We start from the raw sequence: 19,574 nt of genomic DNA, 5'->3' as shown, positions 1-19,574 counted from the left end.
CAGCCCTCAAGTTCACCCGCACCCTGCCGATAGAGCACACATGCACGAGTCCACCACGATATGGATCATCATCACGCAGAGCGTCGCCGCAGGCGCCGCCGCAGGCCTCTGCGTCCTCCATACCGTCTGGCGGGACGACGACAACCAACGCCCCCACAACCGCTGGACCCTCCTGTGGTCCATCACCCTCGCCGTCGTCTTCCTCTTCGACGCCCTCACCGGCGCCACACCCGCAGGCCCCACCCACCACGCACTCAGCATCATCGCCGCCACCGCACTCGCCGCAGCCATCCTCCTCGCACTCCCCGTCGCCCAGACCTTCTCCGACGGCCCCCCCTACCGATGGCACCTCATCACCGCCACCACACTCTTCACCGCACACATCCTCCTCCTCGCCACCGGCACCATCACCGACCGCGGCGAGCTCCGCGACGGCACCACCCACACCCTCCTCGACATCACCACCTTCCTCGTCCCCGCCGCCATCGTCGGCACCTACCTCACCAGCACCATCCTCCGCACCCCCCGCCGCCGCACACGCACCGCACTCCTCGCCTCCGCAGCGCTCGCGGTCACCCTGCTCGTCCTCTCCTACGTCCTGCCCGGACCGGACCTCCGCGCCGCCCTCACGAGCGCCTGGCTCATCCCGCTCGTCGTCGGCCTCGAGATCCTCGCCCTGCGCCGCATCCGGCACGGCCAGCACGCCGCCGAGCTCCAGAGCTCGATGCGCGACGCACAGGCCCGCATCAGCAACCTCGCCTGGTACGTCAAGGACCCTCACGCCCTCCTGCGGCGTGCCGAGGACGAGGCACGCACCCTCCTCGACGACGCGTCCGTCAGCGGGACCATCCGCACCCTCTCCAGGGGGCGCTTCGTCACCGAGCTCGCCCCCGCGGGCCGCAACGTCGCCGACCCGACCGAGCGGAAGTTCCTCTTCGCTCTCGCGAACATCGTCTCGTCGGCCGCCGAGCGCCACGCCCTCGCCGACCGCCTGAGCCGCGCGGCGTACACCGACGCCCTCACCGGGCTGCCCAACCGCCCCTCCCTCGAGCAGCACCTCGTGAACGCGCTCGAGCGCGCCAACGTGGAACGCAGCCGGGTCGCCGTCCTCTACGCGGACCTCGACGGCTTCAAGCGGGCCAACGACCAGTACGGGCACGCGTGGGGCGACCACCTCCTCGTCCTCGCGGCGTCGCACCTGCGCAAGACCGTGGGCAGCGACGTCATGGTCGCCCGCATCGGGGGTGACGAGTTCGTCGTCGTCATCGAGCGCGCGGGGACCGACGCGGACCTCGTCGCGCTCGCCACCAAGGTCCGGCACGAGTTCCAGTCGGCGACGACCACCCGGTCCGTCCCCCGCATCAGCCTCGGCATCACCACCTGGGAGCCCGGCACGCAGATCGATCCCGACGCACTCCTGCGCTGCGCGGACACGGCCATGCTCGAGGCGAAGCGCAAGAAGGCCGGCGTGGTGCTCTTCGACCAGAACCTCGAGTCACGGGTGGCCGCCGAGGCGCGCCTGCGCCGCGAGATCGACGAGGCCGTGGACCAGGGCGACTTCTGCGTGCACTTCCAGCCCATCGTCGACACGACCACCCTCCAGGTCCTCGGCCTCGAGGCGCTCGCCCGGTGGGAGGACAACGGGACCCTGCGTGCGCCTGCGGACTGGTTGACCTATGCCGAGGACTCCGGGCTCATCGTGAGCATCGGGAACATGACGTTCCGGCAGGCGTTCGCGGCGACCGAGCGCTTCGACCTCCCCGTGGCGGTGAACATCAGCGCACGTCAGTTCGCGGAGCCGAGCTTCCTCGAGGACATCACCGACGCGTGGGGCGAGCGGGCCTGGGAGATGCTCACCATCGAGATCACGGAGAGCGCGCTGCTGCACGACTCCCTCCAGACGGCGAGCATCCTCGAACAGCTCCGCGAGAAGGGCGCGCGCATCGCGCTCGACGACTTCGGGACGGGTTACAACTCGCTGGCGCGCCTGGCGTCGTTGCCGATCGACATCCTCAAGATCGACCAGTCGTTCGTCCGGGACATCCTCACCGTCCCCGGGCACGCGGTGCTCCAGGCGGTCGTGGCTCTCGCCACGGCGCACGGCCTCGAGGTCGTGGCCGAGGGTGTCGAGCGGGTCGACGAGCTCGAGGCCCTCGTCGCCCTGGGAGTGACGAAAGCGCAGGGGAACATGCTCGGCCGTCCGGCCGCAGCAGTTCCCCTGCGCTGAGGCGCCGCCCCGGCGGGCGGCGTGATCCTCGGGTCCGACGTGTCAGGCGAGGATCGTCGGCTTGAGCTCGAGGATCCGGCCGAGGAGGCCGTTGACGAACGTCGGCGAGTCGTCCGTGGACAGGGACCGTGAGAGCTCGACGGCCTCGTCGATGGCGACGGCGTCGGGGACGTCCGCGTTGAAGAGGACCTCCCAGGACCCGATGCGCAGGAGCGCCCTGTCGACCGCGGGCATGCGGTCGAGGGTCCACCCGTGCGAGTAGGTCTCGAGGAGCTCGTCGATGCGGTCCATGTGCTCGACGATGCCCTCGACGATGTCCACCGAGTACTGCGGCAGGGACGACTCGGTCCCGGGCTCGACGAGCCTGTCGGCGAGCAGCGCCACAGGGCTCATCTGGCGCTGCTCCGCCTCGAAGAGGACGTCGAGGGCGCGCTTGCGCGCCTTGGTGCGAGCTCCCACGTCAGTCGTTCACTCGGCCCAGGTAGCTCGAGTCGCGGGTGTCGACCTTGACCTTGGTGCCCTGCTCGAGGAAGAGGGGGACCTGGATCTCGTGACCGGTCTCGAGGGTCGCCGGCTTGGTGCCACCGGTGGAACGATCACCCTGCAGGCCCGGCTCCGTGTACGTGATCTCCAGGATGACGGACGCGGGGAGCTCCACGTAGAGGACGGTGCCCTCGTTGGTGGCGACCACAGCGTTCTGGTTCTCGAGGAGGAAGTTGGCGGCGTCGCCGACGGTGACCTCGGGGATGTTGATCTGGTCGTACGTGGACGTGTCCATGAAGACGAAGTCCGTGCCGTCCTTGTACAGGTACTGCATGTCGCGCTTGTCGACGTTGGCGGTCTCGATCTTCAGACCGGCGTTGAACGTCTTGTCGACCGTCTTGCCGGAGGTCACGTTCTTCATCTTGGTGCGGACGAACGCGCCACCCTTGCCGGGCTTGACGTGCTGGAACTCGATGATGGTCCACAGCTGCCCGTCGAGCTTGAGGACGGTGCCGTTCTTGATGTCGTTGGTGGTCGCCACGATCGTCTTCCTGTCGAGTGTGCAAGGTTCGAAGCACCCGCCGACCACCTACGAGCTTGACCCCAGGAAGTTGACCGCACGAGAGCGGAGACCAGTCTAACCCGCGGGCGACCGCCGGCTCACAGGGTGAGGAGCCAGCGGCCGAGGAGACCGAGCCCGCCCGCCCACACCATGGACGCGAGCGTCCCGATGACGAAGCGCTCGGAGGCCTCGGGGTTGTCCCTGAGCTCGGGGTACCGCCCGAGCCCCTTGACCGCGACCAGCAGTGCGACGCCCGAGGGGTGGCCGACGAGCACGAGGCCGGTGATCGCGAACCGCTCGAGCAGCCCGATCCACGTCCCGCCACGGAGCGCTGCGACCGCCCGCGCGCTCGTCGGCCCCGCGGCGGAGTCCGCGGCGGGATCGCCGGACGTCCCGCCGGCGGGGCTCGTGCGTGCCGCCAGGGCGAGCACGAGTCGCGTGACGGCGTAGCCGCCGGCGACGCTGCCCGCGAGGACCGCGATCACGACGAGGATCATCAGGGCTGGGTTCACTGGTCCGCCTCTCCTAGCAACCGTGCGGCGAGCGGCCACGCGGCGAGCTCCTCCGCCCACAGCGCGTTCTGCACCCGTTGGCTGACGGCCTGCTCGCTGATGCCGAGGATACGGGCGATCTCCTTCTGCGTCCGTACCCGTCCCGCCCCGCCGGGCGTGCCGTCGGTGAGCAGGTCGACGACCTCCCACCCCTGGTCGGTGCGCCTCTCGACGACGGCACCGAGCAGGCGCAGGACCGCCTCGGCGTCAGGGACACCCGCTCCCCCCTCGACGGCGACCGGGACGCCTGTCGTCCGTGGCTTGGCGCGGTCGATCGCCGCGCGCGCCCTGACGAACGCGGGCCCCGAGGCTTCCCGGCTGTGTGCAGGGAGCGGCTCGTCGACCGGGCCGGCTCCCAGACCGATACGCCATCCCCCGATCCTGAGCACACCGAGCACCACCGCGAGAGCCGTCTCCGGCGAGGCGACCACGCCCTGCACCTCGTCGCCGACGGTCCGCTCGAACGGGAGCCGCGCTCCTCCGGCCCGCTCGGTGAGCGGCGCGAGGTGGGCCAGGAGCTCAGGGACGAGGTCTCCCCGGGTGGTGCTCTTCTGCTGGTCGATCGTCAGGACGAACATGTATCAAGGTTAAGGCCTTGATGCTGCCTAATCAAGCCCCTGGGCTTGAGCCTCGTTCGTCCTTGCTGGTTTCGTTTGCAAGAGTGCGAAACGCGCTTGGCACACTATTTATTGAGCAAGAGGACGCTTCGGAATCTCACGAGGAGTACTTCGACGAGCAGGTCCGCTCCGGGCCCGGCGCATCGGTGCACGCCGCGGGCGTGCTGGGAGCTGAGGCTCTGGCCGTGGGGCTGCCCTAGGCGAGGGCGATGAGCGCGAGGCGGTACGACTCGAAGCCGAACCCGGCGACCGTCCCGGTGGCCACTCCCCCGACGACGGAGGTGTGGCGGAACTCCTCGCGGGCGTAGGGGTTGGAGATGTGGACCTCGACGAGGCGGAGCCCGCTCTTGGTCACCTGGGCGGCTGCGTCGCGGACGGCGTAGGAGTAGTGGGTGAAGGCGGCGGGATTGAGGACGACGTCGCTGCGGGTGTCGACGGCCTCGTGGATCCAGCGGACGAGCTCGCTCTCGTCGTCGGTCTGGCGGACCTCGACGTCGAGGCCCAGCTCGCTCCCCCACCGGCGGCCTGCCTCGACGAGGTCCGTGTAGGACAGGGCGCCGTAGACGTCGGGCTCACGGACGCCGAGCCTGCCGAGGTTGGGGCCGTTGAGGACGAGGACGCGGGCCATGGTGGTGCCTCTCGAGCTGGGGTGGTGGCGGTCGTCAGAGCGCGACGGCGCGGCTGGTGGGTGCGTCGGCGCTGATCTCGGCGTAGGCGGCCGCGAGGAGCGTCGGGTCGGGTCCTTCGAGGCGGGCAGGCTTGGCGAGGTCCTCGAGGACGACGAACCGGAGGAGGTCGCCGCGGGACTTCTTGTCGCGGCGCATGACTGCGAGGAGCTGTTCCCAACGGTCCCCGCGGTACGTCACGGGCAGGCCCACGGAGGTGAGGATGGAACGGTGCCGGTCGACGACCTCGTCGTCGAGCCTGCCGGCGAGGCGTGCGAGCTCGGCGGCGAACACCATGCCGACGGCGACGGCCGCGCCGTGGCGCCAGCTGTAGCGCTCGACCTGCTCGATGGCGTGCGCGAGGGTGTGGCCGTAGTTGAGGATCTCCCGGAGGGAGGCCTCCTTGAGGTCCTCGCTGACGACGCGGGCCTTGACCGCGACGGAGCGTTCGACGAGCTCTCGGACGACGGACCACAGGTGCTCATCGGCGGCCGGCCAGGCCTGGAGGGCTGCCGCGTTGGCCTCCACGAGGTCGAGGATGGCGGGGTCGGCGATGAAGCCGGTCTTGATGATCTCGGCGAGGCCGGCGACGAAGTCCCACCGGGGCAGCGTCTCGAGAGCGGCGAGGTCGCAGAGCACGCCACCGGGGCTGTGGAAGGCGCCGACGAGGTTCTTGCCCTCGGCGGTGTTGATGCCGGTCTTGCCGCCGACGGCGGCGTCGACCATCGCGAGGAGCGTGGTGGGGATGTGGACGACGGTGATGCCGCGCAGCCACGTGGCGGCGACGAACCCGGCGACGTCAGTGGTGGCCCCTCCCCCGATGGACACGATGGCGTCGCTCCGGGTGAAGTCGGACTGGCCGAGGATCTGCCAGCAGAAGGCGACGACGTCGACGGACTTTGCGCCCTCGGCGTCGGGGATGACGGCGAGCAGCGCCTCGTACCCCTCGGCGAGGAGGTCTTCGCGGACAGCGGTGGCGGACGCCTCGAGGGCTTCGGTGTGGACGATGAGGACCTTCCGCACACCGGTGCCGAGGAGGCGTGGAAGCTCGCCGAGGAGGTGGGATCCGATGACGACGTCGTAGGTGCGCTCGGCGGTGACCTGGACGACGGACGGCTGCGGGTCGGTCACGGTGTGTCCTTCGGGGTGGGTGTGCGCGCTCGGAGCGCGGCGACGATCTCGTCGGCGACCTGCGCGGAGGTCTTGCCGTCGGTGTGGACGTGGAGCGTGGCGACGCGTTCGTAGACGGGACGGCGCTCGGTCATGAGGGCCTGCCAGCGGGCTCGGGGGTTGCCGAGGAGCAGGGGGCGGGACTGGTTGAAGCCGACGCGGGGGGCGACGTGGGCGAGGCTCACGTCGAGGAAGACGACGGTGCCACCTGCGGCCGCGTAGCCGGTGAGGAGCTCCTGGGTGGCGGGGTCGAGGACGGCTCCGCCACCGAGCGCGAGGATGCCGGGATGAGTGCGGAGCGCGGTGGCGACGGCGTCGCGCTCCAGGGCGCGGAAATGGGATTCGCCGTCGTCGACGAAGATCTCGGAGATCGACTTGCCGGCGGTGCGCTCGATGTCCGTGTCGGTGTCCCGCCAGGGTGATCCGAGGCGGGACGCGAGAGACCGTGCTGCGGTGGACTTGCCGCACCCGGGTGGGCCGACGAGCACGACTGTGTGAGCGGCGTCTGCCGTGGGGGCGTTCATGCGTTCCTCAGCGGAGGAGCTCGGGGACGGAGTCCAGGTATGCCTGGGCGTTGCGGCGCACCTCGTCGACGGAGTCGCCCCCGAACTTCTCGAGGACGACGTCGGCGAGCGTGAGGGCCACCATGGCTTCGGCGACGACGGCGGCAGGCGGGACGGCGCACACGTCGGACCGCTGGTGCTGGGCCTTGGCGACGTCACCTGTGGCGACGTCGACGGTCGCGAGCGCGCGGGGCACGGTGGAGATGGGCTTCATGGCGGCGCGGACGCGGAGGACCTCGCCGTTGCTCATGCCGCCCTCGATGCCGCCGGCGCGGTTGCTCAGGCGGCGGATGCGACCGTCGTCACCGCGCTCGATCTCGTCGTGAGCCTGGGAGCCGCGGCGGGTGGCGGTGAGGAACCCGTCGCCGACCTCGACGCCCTTGATGGCCTGGATGCCCATGAGGGCGGCGGCGAGCTTCGCGTCGAGGCGCCGGTCGCCGTGGACGTAGCTGCCGAGGCCGGAGGGGACGCCGTAGGCGAGGACCTCGACCACTCCCCCGAGCGTGTCGGCGTCCTTGTGGCACTCGTCGATCTCGGCGACCATCCGTGCCGAGGTCTTGGCGTGGAAGCAGCGCACCGGGTCGGCGTCGAGGTGGTCGACGTCGTCCGGCGTGGGCAGCGGGGCGTCCTGCGGGACGGCGACCGGACCGATGCCGGTGACGTGCGAGACGAGGCGGATGCCGAGGGTCTGCTCGAGGAACTTCGCGGCGACGGTCCCGAGCGCCACGCGCGTCGCGGTCTCGCGCGCGGAGGCCCGCTCCAGGACGGGGCGGGCGTCGTCGAACCCGTACTTGCGCATCCCCACGAGGTCCGCGTGCCCCGGGCGCGGACGGGTGAGCGGCGCGTTGCGGGCGCGGTTGAGGAGCTCGGGGTCCACGGGGTCGGACGCCATGACGTCCACCCACTTGGGCCACTCGGTGTTGCCGATCTCGATGGCGAGCGGACCACCCTGCGTCACGCCGTGCCGCAGGCCGGCGAGGATGCGCACCTCGTCCTGCTCGAACTTCATCCGCGCACCGCGCCCGTACCCGAGCCTGCGGCGTGCCAGCGCGGCCTGGACGTCCGCCGTGAGGACCTCCACACCTGCGGGGACACCCTCGACGATGCCCACCAGAGCAGGGCCGTGCGACTCACCGGACGTCAACCAACGAAGCATGCGTGCATCCTCCCACGAACCCCACGCACGGACGCCGGACGCCCGAAGAACGGACGCCCGGCGTGCGGGGTGATGGTGCGGTGCTCAGCTGGTCGTGGTCGGAGCAGCGGGTGATGCTGCCGAAGCGGCCGCGCTCGCTGCTGCAGCGGCATCGGTGTCTAGCACGAACGTGTACCCGGTGATGGTGATCTCCGCGTCGCCCTCAGCGGTGGCAGGCCTCCCTGACGACGCACCCGCCTCCTTCTGCCCGGCCAGAGCGACGTCCGAGACCAGGAAGAGTCGGGACGTCTCGGTCTGGACGGCGCTGATGTAGGCGAGCGTCTCGAGCGGATCGCCCAGGATGATGATCGTCATGGGAACCGCGTAGAGCCCCGCAGGTGCGGACGGCGCCGTGACCCCCTCGACTGCCATACCGCCGAAGAGCTCTGTCACCGGCAACGACGTCTCCGAGGTGACCTCGACGACGAACGCCCCCGTGCCCTCGGAGAGGCTGCTCAGCTCACGGTTGAAGCTCGCCTGGTCGATGCCGCCCGGCACCAGCTCCTGCAGCCCGGCGAGCTCGCTCTTGTACGAGTCGAGGTTCTCGAAGTCCTTCTTGAGCTGGGCGACCTGAACCTCGAGAAGATCGTTGCGCTCCCGGTCCAGCTCCGCCTGTTCCCGCAAGGCGGCAGCCTCGTCGAGCTGCGGGGAGATCCCGAGGAACCACCCCAACGCCAGGACGACGACAGAGAGCAGCGCCGCCCCCATGATCCACGGTGTGGCTCGCGTGCTCATTCCTTCTCCTCCGACTCGCTGAAGCGGTTGGCCAGCTTCTCAGGGCTGATCTCGAGGACCGTCGAGACCTCGTAGTAGACCTGTCCGTCCTCCTCCGCGATCGACGCGGTGGTGAACTGGGCGTCCTGGAGTCCTGGGATCTCGTTGAGGGCCTCGACCCACGCGGACGTGTCCGGGAGGGTGAGCGACCTGTGGGTGATCGTGACCGCACCGATCCCGGGCGTCGTGAGCGGGTCCGCGGGGAGCGTGGGCGCCATGAGCGGGTTCACGACCTCAGTGTCGAACGACGTCAGCGCTGACCCCTCGGGCAACGCTGACAGGACCTCGACGAGCACCGCGGCCCAGAGGACCTCCGTGCTCGTCGCGACGTCCCGTGCGCTCTCGACACCGCGGATCTGAGCGAGCACCTGCGGCACCTCGGAGTACTTCGTCTGCTCCTGCTGGAGACGGGTGGTGGTCGCCTGGACGGCGTCGACCTCCTCCTGGGCTGCACGCGCCGAGAGCATGGCTGCGACATACCCGAGGAGGACGAAGATGACCACTCCTCCGAGCCCGACCAGCAGCCAGAGCTTGGTGCGCTGGAGAGCACGCCGAGCGCGGACCGAGTTCGGGAGCAGGTTGACCTGAGGGAGCAGCGGAGCGCCGGGGATACGTCCGCCCACCACCACGCCCTTCGAGGCCTTCTTGTTGCCGATCGTGAATCGGGAAGCCGTGGCGGTGCTCATGCTGCTACTCCAAACGCGAGTCCGAGGGGCACGCCGAGGACGTGCTGGATCTCCTCGAGGTGCTGCCCCTTGGGCATCGCGCTCCCGACCTTCGTCGCTGCCAGCGGGGTCGCGAGGGAGACGCTCACCCGGGCGGCGGACGAGAGGTACTGGCCGAGGCCCGGGAGCTGCGCTCCTCGGCCCGAGAGGAGCACCATGTCGAGGACGCCGTTCGGGTTGTTCATCGAGAAGTACGAGAGGGTGCCACGCACGGCCTCGACGAGAACGTGACCCACCTGGGCGACGGCCTCGGCTGCCGGGACGTAGTCGGGCGGCACGGACATGCCGATGCCGACCTGCCGCTTCATCGCTTCGGCGTCCGCCTCGGACACACCCATCGCTGACGAGATCGCAGCAGTCATGTCGTGACCGCCGGTGGGGAGTACTCGCACGAACTGAGGAAGACCTGCGACGACGATGACCACCGTCGTGATGCGGGCCCCGAGGTCGACGAGGGCGACGGTGCGGTCGGCCCATGCACCGCGCGTCAGGCTCCGCGTGAGAGCGAGCGCGTTGAGGTCGACCATCGACACCCGCAGCCCTGCCGCCTCGACGGCCGAGATGTTCGCCTCGACGGAATCCTTGGTGGCTGCGACGAGGAGCCCCTTGACGACAGGTCCGTGCTGGCCGTCCGCCAGTGCGGTCGGCACGAAGTCGAGGAGTGCGTCCTCGACGGCGACGGGGATCTGGTCCTGGACCTGGTAGGGCAGGGATGCACGGATCTGGTCGAGCGGCATGGCGGGGAGGTCCATGTCTCGGACGAGGACCCGCTGGTTGCCGACTCCGATGACGACGTCCTTGGTGCTGAACTTCGTCTCACGCCAGAGGTGCTTGATAGCGGTGGTGACGGCTTCGGGTTCGACCACCTCGCCGTCGCGGACTGCGCCAGGGGGCAGTGGCACCTCACCGAAGCGGAGCACCTCTGGGGGGTTTGAGGCGGCGGGGCCCCTGCTACCGAACTCCACCTCTGCAGCACGGACGTTGGTGCTGCCTATATCCAGTCCGATTACGCGCGACTTCGCCACCGATCGTCTCCTTCACCGGGCCTCGAGTAGGTCCTTCGGCTATATCGGCGAGGTGGGTGCGGGTGTTGAGCGGTCGTGGTGCGCTGTTCACACTTCACCCTGGCGGCTCTAGGTGAAGAGACCGGTGTAGGCGGACCAGAGGGACGTACCGCAGAGCAGGCCCAGCAGGGCTCCAGCAATCATCCAGGGGCCGAAGGGGACGCCGCTCTTGCGGTTGGCCTTGCGTGCGAGGAGCAGTCCGACGGAATAGGCGCCGCCGAGGATGAAGGCCGCGAAGGCACCGACCGCGAACTGCCCCCATCCGGCCCAGGCGAGGTATGCCCCGATGATGCCGGCGAGCTTGACGTCGCCGAGGCCCATGCCCGCGGGGTAGGCGAGGACCATGAGGAAGTAGGCGAGGAGGAGAGCTGCTCCCCCGATGACCGCTCGGAGCATGGCAGGCCAGTCATCGGCCCCCCAGCTGGCGAGCACGAGCAGGACGAGCACGACCGGGTAGGAGGGCAGGACGATACGGTCCGGAAGTCGGTGGACGTCGATGTCGATGAGCGTGAGCGCGATGGCGATAGCCGCTCCGTACAGGTAGAGCGGCGTCGTCCAGTCCGGCCCGAGGAGGGCGATGAGCGCGAAGACGATCCCGGTCGTCAGCTCGACGAGGGGGTATCGCCAGCTGATCGGTGCCTCGCAGTCACGGCACCGACCGCGCAGGAGGAGCCAGGACATCACGGGGACGTTGTCCTTGGACCGGATGGGGTGGGAGCACCGCGGGCAAGCACTGGGCGGATGCACGACCGACTCTCCTCGTGGTACCCGCCAGATGACGACGTTGAGGAAGGAGCCGACCGCGAGTCCGAGCATCCCTGCGAGGGCAGCGGTGATCGTCGTGATGGTCACCCGGTCTTGACCTCGCTTCGTGTGGGTGTCTCTCCGCTGTAGCGCAGCGACCACTCGGAGTTGGCCCACGAGGGGAAGTAGGGCGGGGCGGAGTACGTGAGACGCCCATCGTAGGTGTAGAGCTTGCTGTAGCCCGTCGTGGAGGAGCCGGTACCAACGGCACCTCGCCAGCGTTGGGCGATGGAGCCTCTGACCAAGAGAGTCCCCTTGTTCGGGCCCACGTCGTACCGCTGGACGAAGAAGCTGTGCTGGAGGGTCTGGATGGAACCTGCGATCTGGATCCCGGTGGACGGATTGGTGGTCCTGGTGCTCGGGTCGGTGACGCGCTTGGGCCAGGTGCCCTCGCCTGCGTAGGGGTTCACACCGGCCTCGCCCTCGTTCGTGTTGAACCACCGGTACGCGCTCCAGCGGGTGCAGTTTCCTCGACGGTCGGTGGCCTGGCATTCCCGGTTGTACGTGCGTGTGGCCATACGGGGATGCATGACCTCGACGGAGTTGGTGGCGACGAGGCCGAGCATGTCACTCCCGTTCGTTCCCCCCGCGAGGACGACGTCCCCTGTGACGATGATGGACTGCGCCGCTGCGACGGTCACCCGGCCCTTGAGGGTGCCTTGCACGTAGAGGTTCCCTTCTCCGCGATACCGGGTCGTCTCGGTCATGTTGAGGTCAGCGACGTAGCTGGTCCCGGCTGAGGGGGTGAGGGCGTCGGTACTGAAGTTCCCCAGCGGCAGCTGGCTGGTGGTCGGACCGCCGATCTCGTCGCCGAACAGCTCGCGGCGCTGGACGTTGGACGGGGCTGCTGCGACGTAGATCACCATGTCGTTCGGCACGTTCACGAGCGCTCCCGAGCTCGATGCGAGCGCTGAGCCGCTCCCACAGCTCGGTACGGTGCCGTCGGGGCCGGGGACGGAGAGCACAGCACCTGTGAAGTTGGAGTCCTTGCTCCAGACGGTCATGGTGCCTGCCGCGTTGAAGACGATCCGGGTGGCGCCGTAGTAATGGCACCCGGGGTGCGTCGCGAATGCGGCGGAGTTGTCAGGGAGGTAGAGGGCGCTGGAGTGCGTGGGCTTCTTACCACCAAAGTTGGCTCCGCTGCTCCCCGAACGCAAGCACTGACTCCACGAAGAGCTCGATGCCGTTACCCTTTGGCATCCTGGATTCGCGGATTCGATGCTCTGCTGGAAAGTTGCGCCGTTGGAGAGGATGGCGTCGTTGGAGAAGACTCGTCCGTCGAGTGTGTCGCTCGAGATGAATTGAATCTCCGAGCAGTTGGTCCGCCCCTGCCAGAAGTACTTGGCGAGGCTGTTGCCGCTCCTGCCGCAGGAGTCGTTGGGGGCACCGTTGGGGTAGCTCACGGTGTTGGCGGGGTCGGCGGACTCGAAGTCGGTGTAGTAGACGTAGTCGGTGGACCCGCCCTTGCCGACAGCGACCTCGATGGTGCGGTAGACGTCCTTGGAGCGCCCGGTGGACGTGAGGAGGATCGTGCCTTCGGTATTGACGCGGGTCGAGTCGACCTCGTAGTGGAAGGAGGCCGTGGTCGTGGGGTCGGCTCCGTTCGTCACCGGCGCCCAGCCGACCTTGGTCGTCGCGTTCCACCCGCAGGAGTTGGACGCGGTCATGGGCTTGCGCATGGCGGTGTTCGAGCAGTCAAGGGCGGCGTGGTAGGTGTCGCTGCGGTTCAGTCTGCTGATGTAGTCGTCCACACCCGCCTGGGCTGCCGACATCGCGGCGGTGTAGTCCTGGTCGTACCTGGCGAACCGCTCGCTCTGCATCACGTACGCGAGTCCGCCGAGCACGAGCACCATGAGGGTCATCATGGATCCGACGACGAGAACCATGGCGATGCCGCTGTCGTCATCTCGGCGGAATGCACGGCGCATCAGCTTGCTCCTGACTTCAGCACTGCCTGGGCGTTCGGCAGCATCATTCTCTGGATGTACGTGGTGGATCGTGCGCCATCGTTGAGAGGGCTGGCGACGGTCACGACGAGCTCGACGGACCGCACCTGCGCGAGGGCCGACGGCGGAAGACCGGCCGCAGGCGTGGCCATTCTGTCGCCTGCCAGGTCGAAGAAGGTGAAGACCGGTGTACCGGTCGTGACGACGTCTCGCGCGATGACGCGGGTGGTGATGTAGGGGGCGCACGTGGCAGAGGTGGGGAGGCAATAGGCGTAACCGGTCGCTGTCGGCACGTTCGACGTGGGGCGCTGGATGGTCTCGATGAGCTCACCCCGCCGTGCGCCAGTGGTCGGGATCGTGTAACTCACCCTGCTGGGGCCGACCCGGTTGTCCGGGTTGTCGATGTTTGCGTAGAACTGAACGTCATACGAGGATCCTGCGAGGAAGGCCTCCTGCGCGCACCCCGTGCAGTCCCTGGCGACCTGGCTCGGTTTGACTGCCGACCGCAGGCTGCGGCTCATCCCCTCAACGGCGACACGGGCGCCGTCGATCTGGTCCTGACGGGCGGCGTTCTCCGCATTGGTGCGTTGTACCCCGATGACGAGCGCCGCGGTCATCGCGGCGATGAGTCCGGTGATCATCATGGTCACCATGAGCTCGACGAGGGACATGCCGTCGTCCTGGCGCCCGCGGCGCGATGCACGGATCATGGTTGCTCTCCTGATGGACCGGTCCACGCGAAGATGGTGTCTGTTCCGTACAGGACCCGGACGAGTCCCGTGCTGGCGCACGGCTGCCCCTGTGCTGGGCCGACTCCTGCTGCGGGCGTGGTGAAGACGTACCAATCACCGGCGGGAAGAGCGACGGTGCCTGTCGGGGCCTCGCCGACGAGGAACGCCTCCGTGGCAGGTTCGGGAACGGTGCACGTGCCGGCCACCCGGGCGTTCGACACCGCCCAGATGGGCCCGCCGCCCTCGGGTGCCGCGGTGATCGTGAGGGTGGAGGGCATCCAGGGCACGTCGCCGTTGTCACCGTCCGTGACCTGTACCGGTCCTGGCCCGGGCGAGCAGCCGAAGGAGTCCGACTGGGCGAAGAAGACCCAGGTGCCAGGCATGAGTGCTCCGGCGGCGGGGTCGACCGGCCGTGCCCCCGGATCCGTACAGCTCGTCGCGGTCTGCGGTGCGGCGATGACCGACGCGCCGGCGGGAACTGCAGAGAGGGTGAACGTGCCGAGCGTCACGGGGACCTCGAGGGCCGCGGTGACGCCGGGACGGATGTCGACCGTGCTGAAGGTCGAGGGAGCGGTAGTGCCGAGGAAGGCGCCGTACTCCGTGGGCCAGAGGCCGGAGATCGTGGTGGTGACACCCGAGACCGTGTGCGCGGTGATGGCGCTGCTGCCCGTGTACTCGGACTGGTAGAGGCTCACGCTCGAGCCTGCGACGTCGGCGTCGAGAACCCCGCCGCCGACGAGGGTGATCCTGAGCGACGCTGCGCGGTCGTAGCTGATGTCGACCGACGAGTTGAGCTGTCCCTGCGACACCATGCCGATGAGGCGTTCCGGAGCGCTGTTGCCGGAGATGTCAACGTACCCGGCGTCGCCGAGACGCATGCTGTAGGACGTCCCGGAGGCGTTGGGGCTCACCTGGACGACGGCGCAGCCGGACTGGTCGGTGGTGCCCATCCGGGACTCCCCGCCGGACGTACGGAAGACCGTCACGCTGCGTCCGGGGTTGGGCTGCCCATCGGCGTCGAGCACCTTGACGGCGATGTAGGACCTGTTCGTCGGCAGACCTGCACCCTTGGGCGGAGCGAGGTTCGTCGTGTTGACGACCGGTTTCGTCTGTCCCATCGACGGCCAGGTCACCTCGACGCGGACGTTGAGGGTGGGGTGCTGCACGAGGGAGCCCCCTTCGCACGCGGACGAACCGGTGCCCGTGACGTTCCAGGCGACCGAACGCTTCACCGTGTACGACTGGCCGTCGACGATGAGGGGTGTGCCGGCGGCACCGAAGCTGTGGGGGTTGACGACCGTGCCGGCGTTCGCGACCTGGAGCGGGCCGGCGTCGGTGGCCATGAACTGTTCGCGGACGTAGTCGATCTCGCGGGCGGCGAGATTCGAGGCAGCCACGCGAGACCGGTTGTTCACCGTTGTCGCCTGGGCCTGGAGGACGATCGCGAGGACCGCGGAAGTCACCACCCCGAGGAGGACCACCGCGACGATGACCTCGACGAGCCCGAGGCCCCGGTCTCGTTCGGTGCTCACGTCACGCAGCTTCGCTCTCACGGTCGGCCCTCTCGCCTGCTCGTGCTGGATGGGGGTAGTGCATGAGTGGGGCGGAGGGCGCCTGCCCCCCGCCCCACTCCGGTGATCGCACCTCAGGTGCGGTCGGCTACAGCTCGGTCAGCACTTGCCCTCTTCGAGGCCGCCCGCGGCGGAGTACTTGAAGCCCTCCTCGGACTTGTCGCCCTTGGGGTTGTTCACCGCGACACACCAGCCGTCCTTGGTGGACACATCGGTCGTCGAGTCGAGAACGACGTTCTCGCTCTGGTTCCCGACGGACTCGGAGTTGAGGAGCCACTTGCCTTCGTTGGCACCGGAGCCTGCAGCGACAGTCGGCGCATCGGTGTTGTCCACGTAGTAGGTCGCAACCTCCTTGCCGAGCGTCGAGACGTCAGCCTTGGCCGCTGCGTCCTGTGCCTTCTTCTGCTGGTTGAGGAACAGCGGGATGGCCACGGCGGAGAGGATGCCGATGATGATGATCACGACGAGGAGCTCGATGAGCGTGAAGCCCTTGTCGTTCTCCTTGGCGGCGTTGATACGAGCGAGCATGTGCTGCTCCGATTCTGTGCGTCGAGGTGAGGGGATAAGCACCGGGCGGGTGAGCGCCTCGGTGTGTACCCCTCTCATCGTCCGGCCGCACGTCGACCTTGAGGAAGACGAGGCTGTCGAGACCGCTTTTCACCCGCAGGTGCCGGCGCGCAGACCGTGGGCCGCGGAGTACTCGACGCCGGAAGCCGCAACGTCTCCCCCGTCGTGTATCACCCACACGCACCAATCGTCGTCTGTGAAGCGGCTCCCGGAGAGCCGCACGCCTTCGCTCGATGCCGAGACGCGGCGACCGCCGATCACGTACTCCCAGTCGGGCGCGCCCTGCCCGAGCGAGGGTGGCACGTCATGGTCGGCGAACCAGGCGGTCACCTCGAGCCCCAGGACCCGCGCGTCGGCCCGTGCGGCGGCGTCGTTCGCCTTGCGCTCCTGCGAGATGAGCACGGGAATTGCGATCGCACAGAGGATCCCGATCATGAGGACGACCACGAGAAGCTCCACGAGTGAGAAGCCCGCCTCGTCACGGCCCCGCCGGCGGCGGTAGGGGACTCCCGGCACGTCAGCTGACCAGGTCGAAGATCTTGAAGATCGGCATGTACAGCGCGACGATCATCGATCCGATGATCCCACCGAGGAACGCGATCATCAGCGGCTCGATGAGGCTCGTGAGCTGCTCCGTGGTGGCCTCGACCTCCTGGTCGTAGAACTCGGCGACCTTCTCGAGCATCTCGTCGAGGGCACCGGTGTCCTCCCCCACGGCCATCATCTGCGTGACCATCGCGGGGAAGACCGCATGCTTGGAGAGCGGCGCGGTGAGCGACTGCCCGCTGCGGACCGAGTGCTGCACGTCCTTGACCGCGTGCGCAACCACGACGTTGCCGCTGGTGTCCCCGACGATGTCCAGCGCCTGGAGGATCGGGACACCCGCGTGGAGCATGGTGCCGAAGTTCCGCGTGAAGCGGGCGATCGCAACCTTCTGGAAGAGCTTGCCGAAGATTGGAAGTTTGAGCTTGAGCGGGTCCACACGCTCGAGCACCGCGTCGTCGTTCTTGTGCTTGTTCCACCACGCAGAGAATCCGACCCCCACCGCGACGAGCGGGAACGCCGTCCACTTCAGGATGTCCGCGAGGACGACGAGGACCTTGGTCGGCAGCGGCAGGTCACCGCCGAGGTTCGTGAACATCGCCTCGAACACGGGAACGATGAACAGGAGCATCCCGGCGACCGCGAGGAGCGCGATGATGAGGACGACCACGGGATACGTCATGGCGGACTTGATCTTCGCGCGGAGCTTCACCTCGGCCTCGAAATTCTCGGCGACGGAGACGAGCACCTGGTCGAGGAACCCACCCACCTCACCGGCGCGGATCATGTTGAGCATGAGAGGCGGGAAGACCTCGGGGTGCCGGCCCATCGAGTCCGACAGCGACGACCCCGTCTCGATGTCGGAGCGCACCGACCCGAGGACCTTCGCGAGCGCCTTGTTCTCCGTCTGTTCGGCGAGGATCGAGAACGACCGCAAGAGGCTCAGGCCGGACGTGATCATCGTCGCGAGCTGGCGCGACATGATCGACAGGTCCTTCATCTTGATCGTCGACCCCATGCCGGGGATCGTGATCTCCCGCTGGAGCCCGGTGTTCTGGACCTCGCTGATGGACAGCGGTGCCACGCCCATGGTCTTGAGGCGGCTCGCGACGGCCGACTGGTTGGCGGCCTCGATGCGGCCCTTGACGACCTTGCCCTTGGGGTCCCGGAGCGTGTACTCGTACGTGCGTGCTGCGGCCATCTCAGAAGCCTCCGATGTTGGTGGCGGCCTGCTGCAGCGCCGCACCACCCTGGTTCATGCGGGCCTGGCGGCCGGTGAGCTTGTTGAAGTCCTCGACGTGGTGGCACTTCTCGAGACCGGTCTCGTAGGCGATCTGCCCGGTACGCACCAGGTCGGCGAGGTGCTGGTCGAGGGTGTGCATGCCCAGCTGCTGCCCGGCCTGCATGGCCGAGTAGATCTGGTGGGTCTTGCCCTCACGGACGAGGTTCCGGATGGCCGGCGTCGCGATGAGCACCTCGGTCGCCACGACGCGCCCCGGGCGGCCGGTGCGCTTGCACAGCGTCTGGCACACCACGCCCTGGAGCGCGCCGGCGAGCTGGGTGCGCACCTGCCCCTGCTGCTCGGGCGGGAACACGTCGATGATGCGGTCCACGGTCTGCGCGGCGTCCTGGGTGTGGAGGGTCGCGAAGACGAGGTGACCGGTCTCGGCGGCGGTGAGCGCCACCGAGATGGTCTCGAGGTCACGCATCTCACCGACGAGGATGATGTCGGGGTCCTGGCGCAGCACGTGCTTGAGCGCATTGGCGAAGCTGTGCGTGTCCGCACCGACCTCACGCTGGTTGATGATCGACTTCTTGTGGCGGTGGAGGAACTCGATGGGGTCCTCGACGGTCATGATGTGGTCGGAGCGCGTGCGGTTCGCGAGGTCGATGAGCGACGCGAGGGTCGTCGACTTCCCGGACCCGGTGGGGCCGGTGACCAGCACGAGGCCACGCGGCAGGCCCGCGAAGTTCGACACCACAGCCGGGACACCGAGGTCCTCGAGCGGCTTGATCTCGTAGGGGATCACACGGAACGCAGCACCGAGGGACTCGCGCTGGAAGAAGAAGTTCACACGGAACCGGGCCAGACCGCGCACGGCGTGGGAGAAGTCGAGCTCGAGGTTCGCCTCGAGCTTCTCCCGCTGCTTCTGCGTGAGGATCGAGTACAGGGTGCGCTGGAGGCTCTCCTGGAACACCGGCTCGTGGTCGAGTGCGGTGAGGGACCCGTTCTTACGGATCATGGGCGGCGACCCGACGGTGAGGTGAAGGTCGGACGCACCGGCCTCGACCATCTCCCGAAGGACCTTGTCGAGCTCGATGTCCCCATCCTCCGCACCGCGGCTCATCCCCACACGGGTCGGCGAGGCGGCGGCGGGGCGAGCGGCCTGAGCGGGCGCACGGCCCGGTTGCGCAGCCTGCTGAGGGGCGGTCTGCTTCACGAGCGGCTGCTGCTGCACGGGAGCCTGCTGGGGTGCGGGGGCTGGTGCCTGGTACCCGGCGGGCAGCGGCGCGACGCTCGTGCGCACCACGGGCGCCGGTGCCGGCTCGTTCCGCACCCCACCCCACGGGGCCTGCTGCTGCATCTGCGCCTGCGGCACCGCGGGTGCGGGCGGGGCCATCCCCGGGACAGGGCCCCCGCCGGGGAGGGGCGCACCCGTCGGCGGGGTCATCTCCGCGAGGGACCTGCGCGTCGGAGGAGCCTGACCGGCCACCGGTGCCGGCCACTGCTGGGTGGCCGCTCCGTCGGGTGCGGCCGGGCCGCGCTGGTCTCCGGCCGGGACGTGGTACTCGCTCACTGGTCAGCCTCTCGCCTC

At 68.7% G+C, this 19,574-nt stretch carries 20 protein-coding genes; 1 reads left to right on the top strand and 19 read right to left on the bottom strand.

Going from position 1 to position 19,574, the window contains the following annotated elements:
• The first annotated feature begins 40 nt into the window (after positions 1-40).
• Entirely contained in the window at positions 41-2,227 is a 2,187-nt protein-coding gene (locus tag JAV76_RS10145) for a putative bifunctional diguanylate cyclase/phosphodiesterase (RefSeq protein ID WP_198733927.1), read from the top strand.
• 42 nt (positions 2,228-2,269) lie between these two features.
• Here the strand turns inward: JAV76_RS10145 and nusB are convergent, their stop codons facing one another.
• The 19 genes from nusB to JAV76_RS10050 all read right to left on the bottom strand — a co-directional run bounded on the left by nusB (position 2,270) and on the right by JAV76_RS10050 (position 19,556).
• The gene (nusB, locus tag JAV76_RS10140; RefSeq protein WP_198733926.1) at positions 2,270-2,686 is read right to left on the bottom strand and encodes a transcription antitermination factor NusB; all 417 of its coding nucleotides are present in this window, start codon (positions 2,684-2,686) and stop codon (positions 2,270-2,272) included.
• A gap of 1 nt (position 2,687) precedes the next feature.
• Positions 2,688-3,251, bottom strand: a complete 564-nt coding sequence (gene efp, locus JAV76_RS10135) for an elongation factor P (RefSeq protein ID WP_198733925.1) — start codon at positions 3,249-3,251, stop codon at positions 2,688-2,690.
• Between the two features lie 119 nt (positions 3,252-3,370).
• On the bottom strand, positions 3,371-3,784 hold the full coding sequence (locus JAV76_RS10130) for a hypothetical protein (RefSeq protein WP_307844143.1): 414 nt from the start codon (positions 3,782-3,784) through the stop codon (positions 3,371-3,373).
• Complete coding sequence (locus tag JAV76_RS10125) at positions 3,781-4,401, bottom strand: sigma factor-like helix-turn-helix DNA-binding protein (RefSeq protein ID WP_198733924.1); 621 nt, start codon at positions 4,399-4,401, stop codon at positions 3,781-3,783. Before JAV76_RS10125 ends, JAV76_RS10130 begins: the two co-directional genes overlap by 4 nt.
• A gap of 235 nt (positions 4,402-4,636) precedes the next feature.
• The gene (locus tag JAV76_RS10120; RefSeq protein ID WP_198733923.1) at positions 4,637-5,068 is read right to left on the bottom strand and encodes a type II 3-dehydroquinate dehydratase; all 432 of its coding nucleotides are present in this window, start codon (positions 5,066-5,068) and stop codon (positions 4,637-4,639) included.
• 34 nt (positions 5,069-5,102) lie between these two features.
• Positions 5,103-6,236: a 3-dehydroquinate synthase gene (gene aroB / locus JAV76_RS10115; RefSeq protein ID WP_198733922.1), complete on the bottom strand. Its 1,134-nt coding sequence runs from the start codon at positions 6,234-6,236 to the stop codon at positions 5,103-5,105.
• Entirely contained in the window at positions 6,233-6,799 is a 567-nt protein-coding gene (locus JAV76_RS10110) for a shikimate kinase (protein ID WP_198733921.1), read from the bottom strand. The genes aroB and JAV76_RS10110 overlap by 4 nt, the downstream gene beginning before the upstream one ends.
• Positions 6,800-6,806: 7 nt before the next feature.
• Positions 6,807-7,994, bottom strand: a complete 1,188-nt coding sequence (gene aroC / locus JAV76_RS10105; RefSeq protein WP_198733920.1) for a chorismate synthase — start codon at positions 7,992-7,994, stop codon at positions 6,807-6,809.
• Positions 7,995-8,078: 84 nt separating this feature from the next.
• Positions 8,079-8,768 (bottom strand): hypothetical protein, encoded by a 690-nt coding sequence (locus JAV76_RS10100; protein WP_198733919.1) that lies wholly within the window; start codon positions 8,766-8,768, stop codon positions 8,079-8,081.
• Positions 8,765-9,493: a PilN domain-containing protein gene (locus JAV76_RS10095; protein WP_198733918.1), complete on the bottom strand. Its 729-nt coding sequence runs from the start codon at positions 9,491-9,493 to the stop codon at positions 8,765-8,767. Before JAV76_RS10095 ends, JAV76_RS10100 begins: the two co-directional genes overlap by 4 nt.
• Complete coding sequence (pilM, locus tag JAV76_RS10090) at positions 9,490-10,557, bottom strand: type IV pilus assembly protein PilM (protein ID WP_198733917.1); 1,068 nt, start codon at positions 10,555-10,557, stop codon at positions 9,490-9,492. The genes JAV76_RS10095 and pilM overlap by 4 nt, the downstream gene beginning before the upstream one ends.
• 108 nt (positions 10,558-10,665) lie before the next feature.
• On the bottom strand, positions 10,666-11,448 hold the full coding sequence (locus tag JAV76_RS10085) for a prepilin peptidase (protein WP_307844142.1): 783 nt from the start codon (positions 11,446-11,448) through the stop codon (positions 10,666-10,668).
• Positions 11,445-13,328: a pilus assembly PilX family protein gene (locus JAV76_RS10080; protein WP_198733916.1), complete on the bottom strand. Its 1,884-nt coding sequence runs from the start codon at positions 13,326-13,328 to the stop codon at positions 11,445-11,447. Before JAV76_RS10080 ends, JAV76_RS10085 begins: the two co-directional genes overlap by 4 nt.
• Complete coding sequence (locus JAV76_RS10075) at positions 13,328-14,056, bottom strand: PulJ/GspJ family protein (protein ID WP_198733915.1); 729 nt, start codon at positions 14,054-14,056, stop codon at positions 13,328-13,330. Before JAV76_RS10075 ends, JAV76_RS10080 begins: the two co-directional genes overlap by 1 nt.
• Positions 14,053-15,609: a prepilin-type N-terminal cleavage/methylation domain-containing protein gene (locus JAV76_RS10070; protein ID WP_198733914.1), complete on the bottom strand. Its 1,557-nt coding sequence runs from the start codon at positions 15,607-15,609 to the stop codon at positions 14,053-14,055. Before JAV76_RS10070 ends, JAV76_RS10075 begins: the two co-directional genes overlap by 4 nt.
• Positions 15,610-15,747: 138 nt before the next feature.
• Positions 15,748-16,176: a prepilin-type N-terminal cleavage/methylation domain-containing protein gene (locus tag JAV76_RS15260; RefSeq protein ID WP_198733913.1), complete on the bottom strand. Its 429-nt coding sequence runs from the start codon at positions 16,174-16,176 to the stop codon at positions 15,748-15,750.
• A 129-nt stretch (positions 16,177-16,305) separates the two neighbouring features.
• The gene (locus tag JAV76_RS10060; protein WP_198733912.1) at positions 16,306-16,731 is read right to left on the bottom strand and encodes a prepilin-type N-terminal cleavage/methylation domain-containing protein; all 426 of its coding nucleotides are present in this window, start codon (positions 16,729-16,731) and stop codon (positions 16,306-16,308) included.
• A gap of 1 nt (position 16,732) precedes the next feature.
• Complete coding sequence (locus JAV76_RS10055) at positions 16,733-17,959, bottom strand: type II secretion system F family protein (protein WP_198733911.1); 1,227 nt, start codon at positions 17,957-17,959, stop codon at positions 16,733-16,735.
• Between the two features lies 1 nt (position 17,960).
• Positions 17,961-19,556: a type IV pilus twitching motility protein PilT gene (locus tag JAV76_RS10050; RefSeq protein WP_307844141.1), complete on the bottom strand. Its 1,596-nt coding sequence runs from the start codon at positions 19,554-19,556 to the stop codon at positions 17,961-17,963.
• Between the last annotated feature and the right edge of the window lie 18 nt (positions 19,557-19,574).

Origin of the sequence: Sanguibacter suaedae (genome assembly GCF_016342785.1) — a bacterium.
GTDB classification, from domain to species: domain Bacteria; phylum Actinomycetota; class Actinomycetes; order Actinomycetales; family Cellulomonadaceae; genus Sanguibacter; species Sanguibacter suaedae.
This window is presented reverse-complemented; position numbering and strand designations above follow the sequence as displayed.

Coding starts and splice junctions, on each gene's coding strand:
- JAV76_RS10145 (WP_198733927.1), top strand. CDS start 41: ATGCACGAGTCCACCACGATATGGATCATCATCACGCAGAGCGTCGCC.
- JAV76_RS10075 (WP_198733915.1), bottom strand. CDS start 14,056: ATGATCCGTGCATCGCGCCGCGGGCGCCAGGACGACGGCATGTCCCTC.
- JAV76_RS10125 (WP_198733924.1), bottom strand. CDS start 4,401: ATGTTCGTCCTGACGATCGACCAGCAGAAGAGCACCACCCGGGGAGAC.
- aroC (WP_198733920.1), bottom strand. CDS start 7,994: ATGCTTCGTTGGTTGACGTCCGGTGAGTCGCACGGCCCTGCTCTGGTG.
- JAV76_RS10120 (WP_198733923.1), bottom strand. CDS start 5,068: ATGGCCCGCGTCCTCGTCCTCAACGGCCCCAACCTCGGCAGGCTCGGC.
- JAV76_RS10080 (WP_198733916.1), bottom strand. CDS start 13,328: ATGCGCCGTGCATTCCGCCGAGATGACGACAGCGGCATCGCCATGGTT.
- JAV76_RS10100 (WP_198733919.1), bottom strand. CDS start 8,768: ATGAGCACGCGAGCCACACCGTGGATCATGGGGGCGGCGCTGCTCTCT.
- JAV76_RS10095 (WP_198733918.1), bottom strand. CDS start 9,493: ATGAGCACCGCCACGGCTTCCCGATTCACGATCGGCAACAAGAAGGCC.
- JAV76_RS15260 (WP_198733913.1), bottom strand. CDS start 16,176: ATGCTCGCTCGTATCAACGCCGCCAAGGAGAACGACAAGGGCTTCACG.
- JAV76_RS10055 (WP_198733911.1), bottom strand. CDS start 17,959: ATGGCCGCAGCACGCACGTACGAGTACACGCTCCGGGACCCCAAGGGC.
- JAV76_RS10110 (WP_198733921.1), bottom strand. CDS start 6,799: ATGAACGCCCCCACGGCAGACGCCGCTCACACAGTCGTGCTCGTCGGC.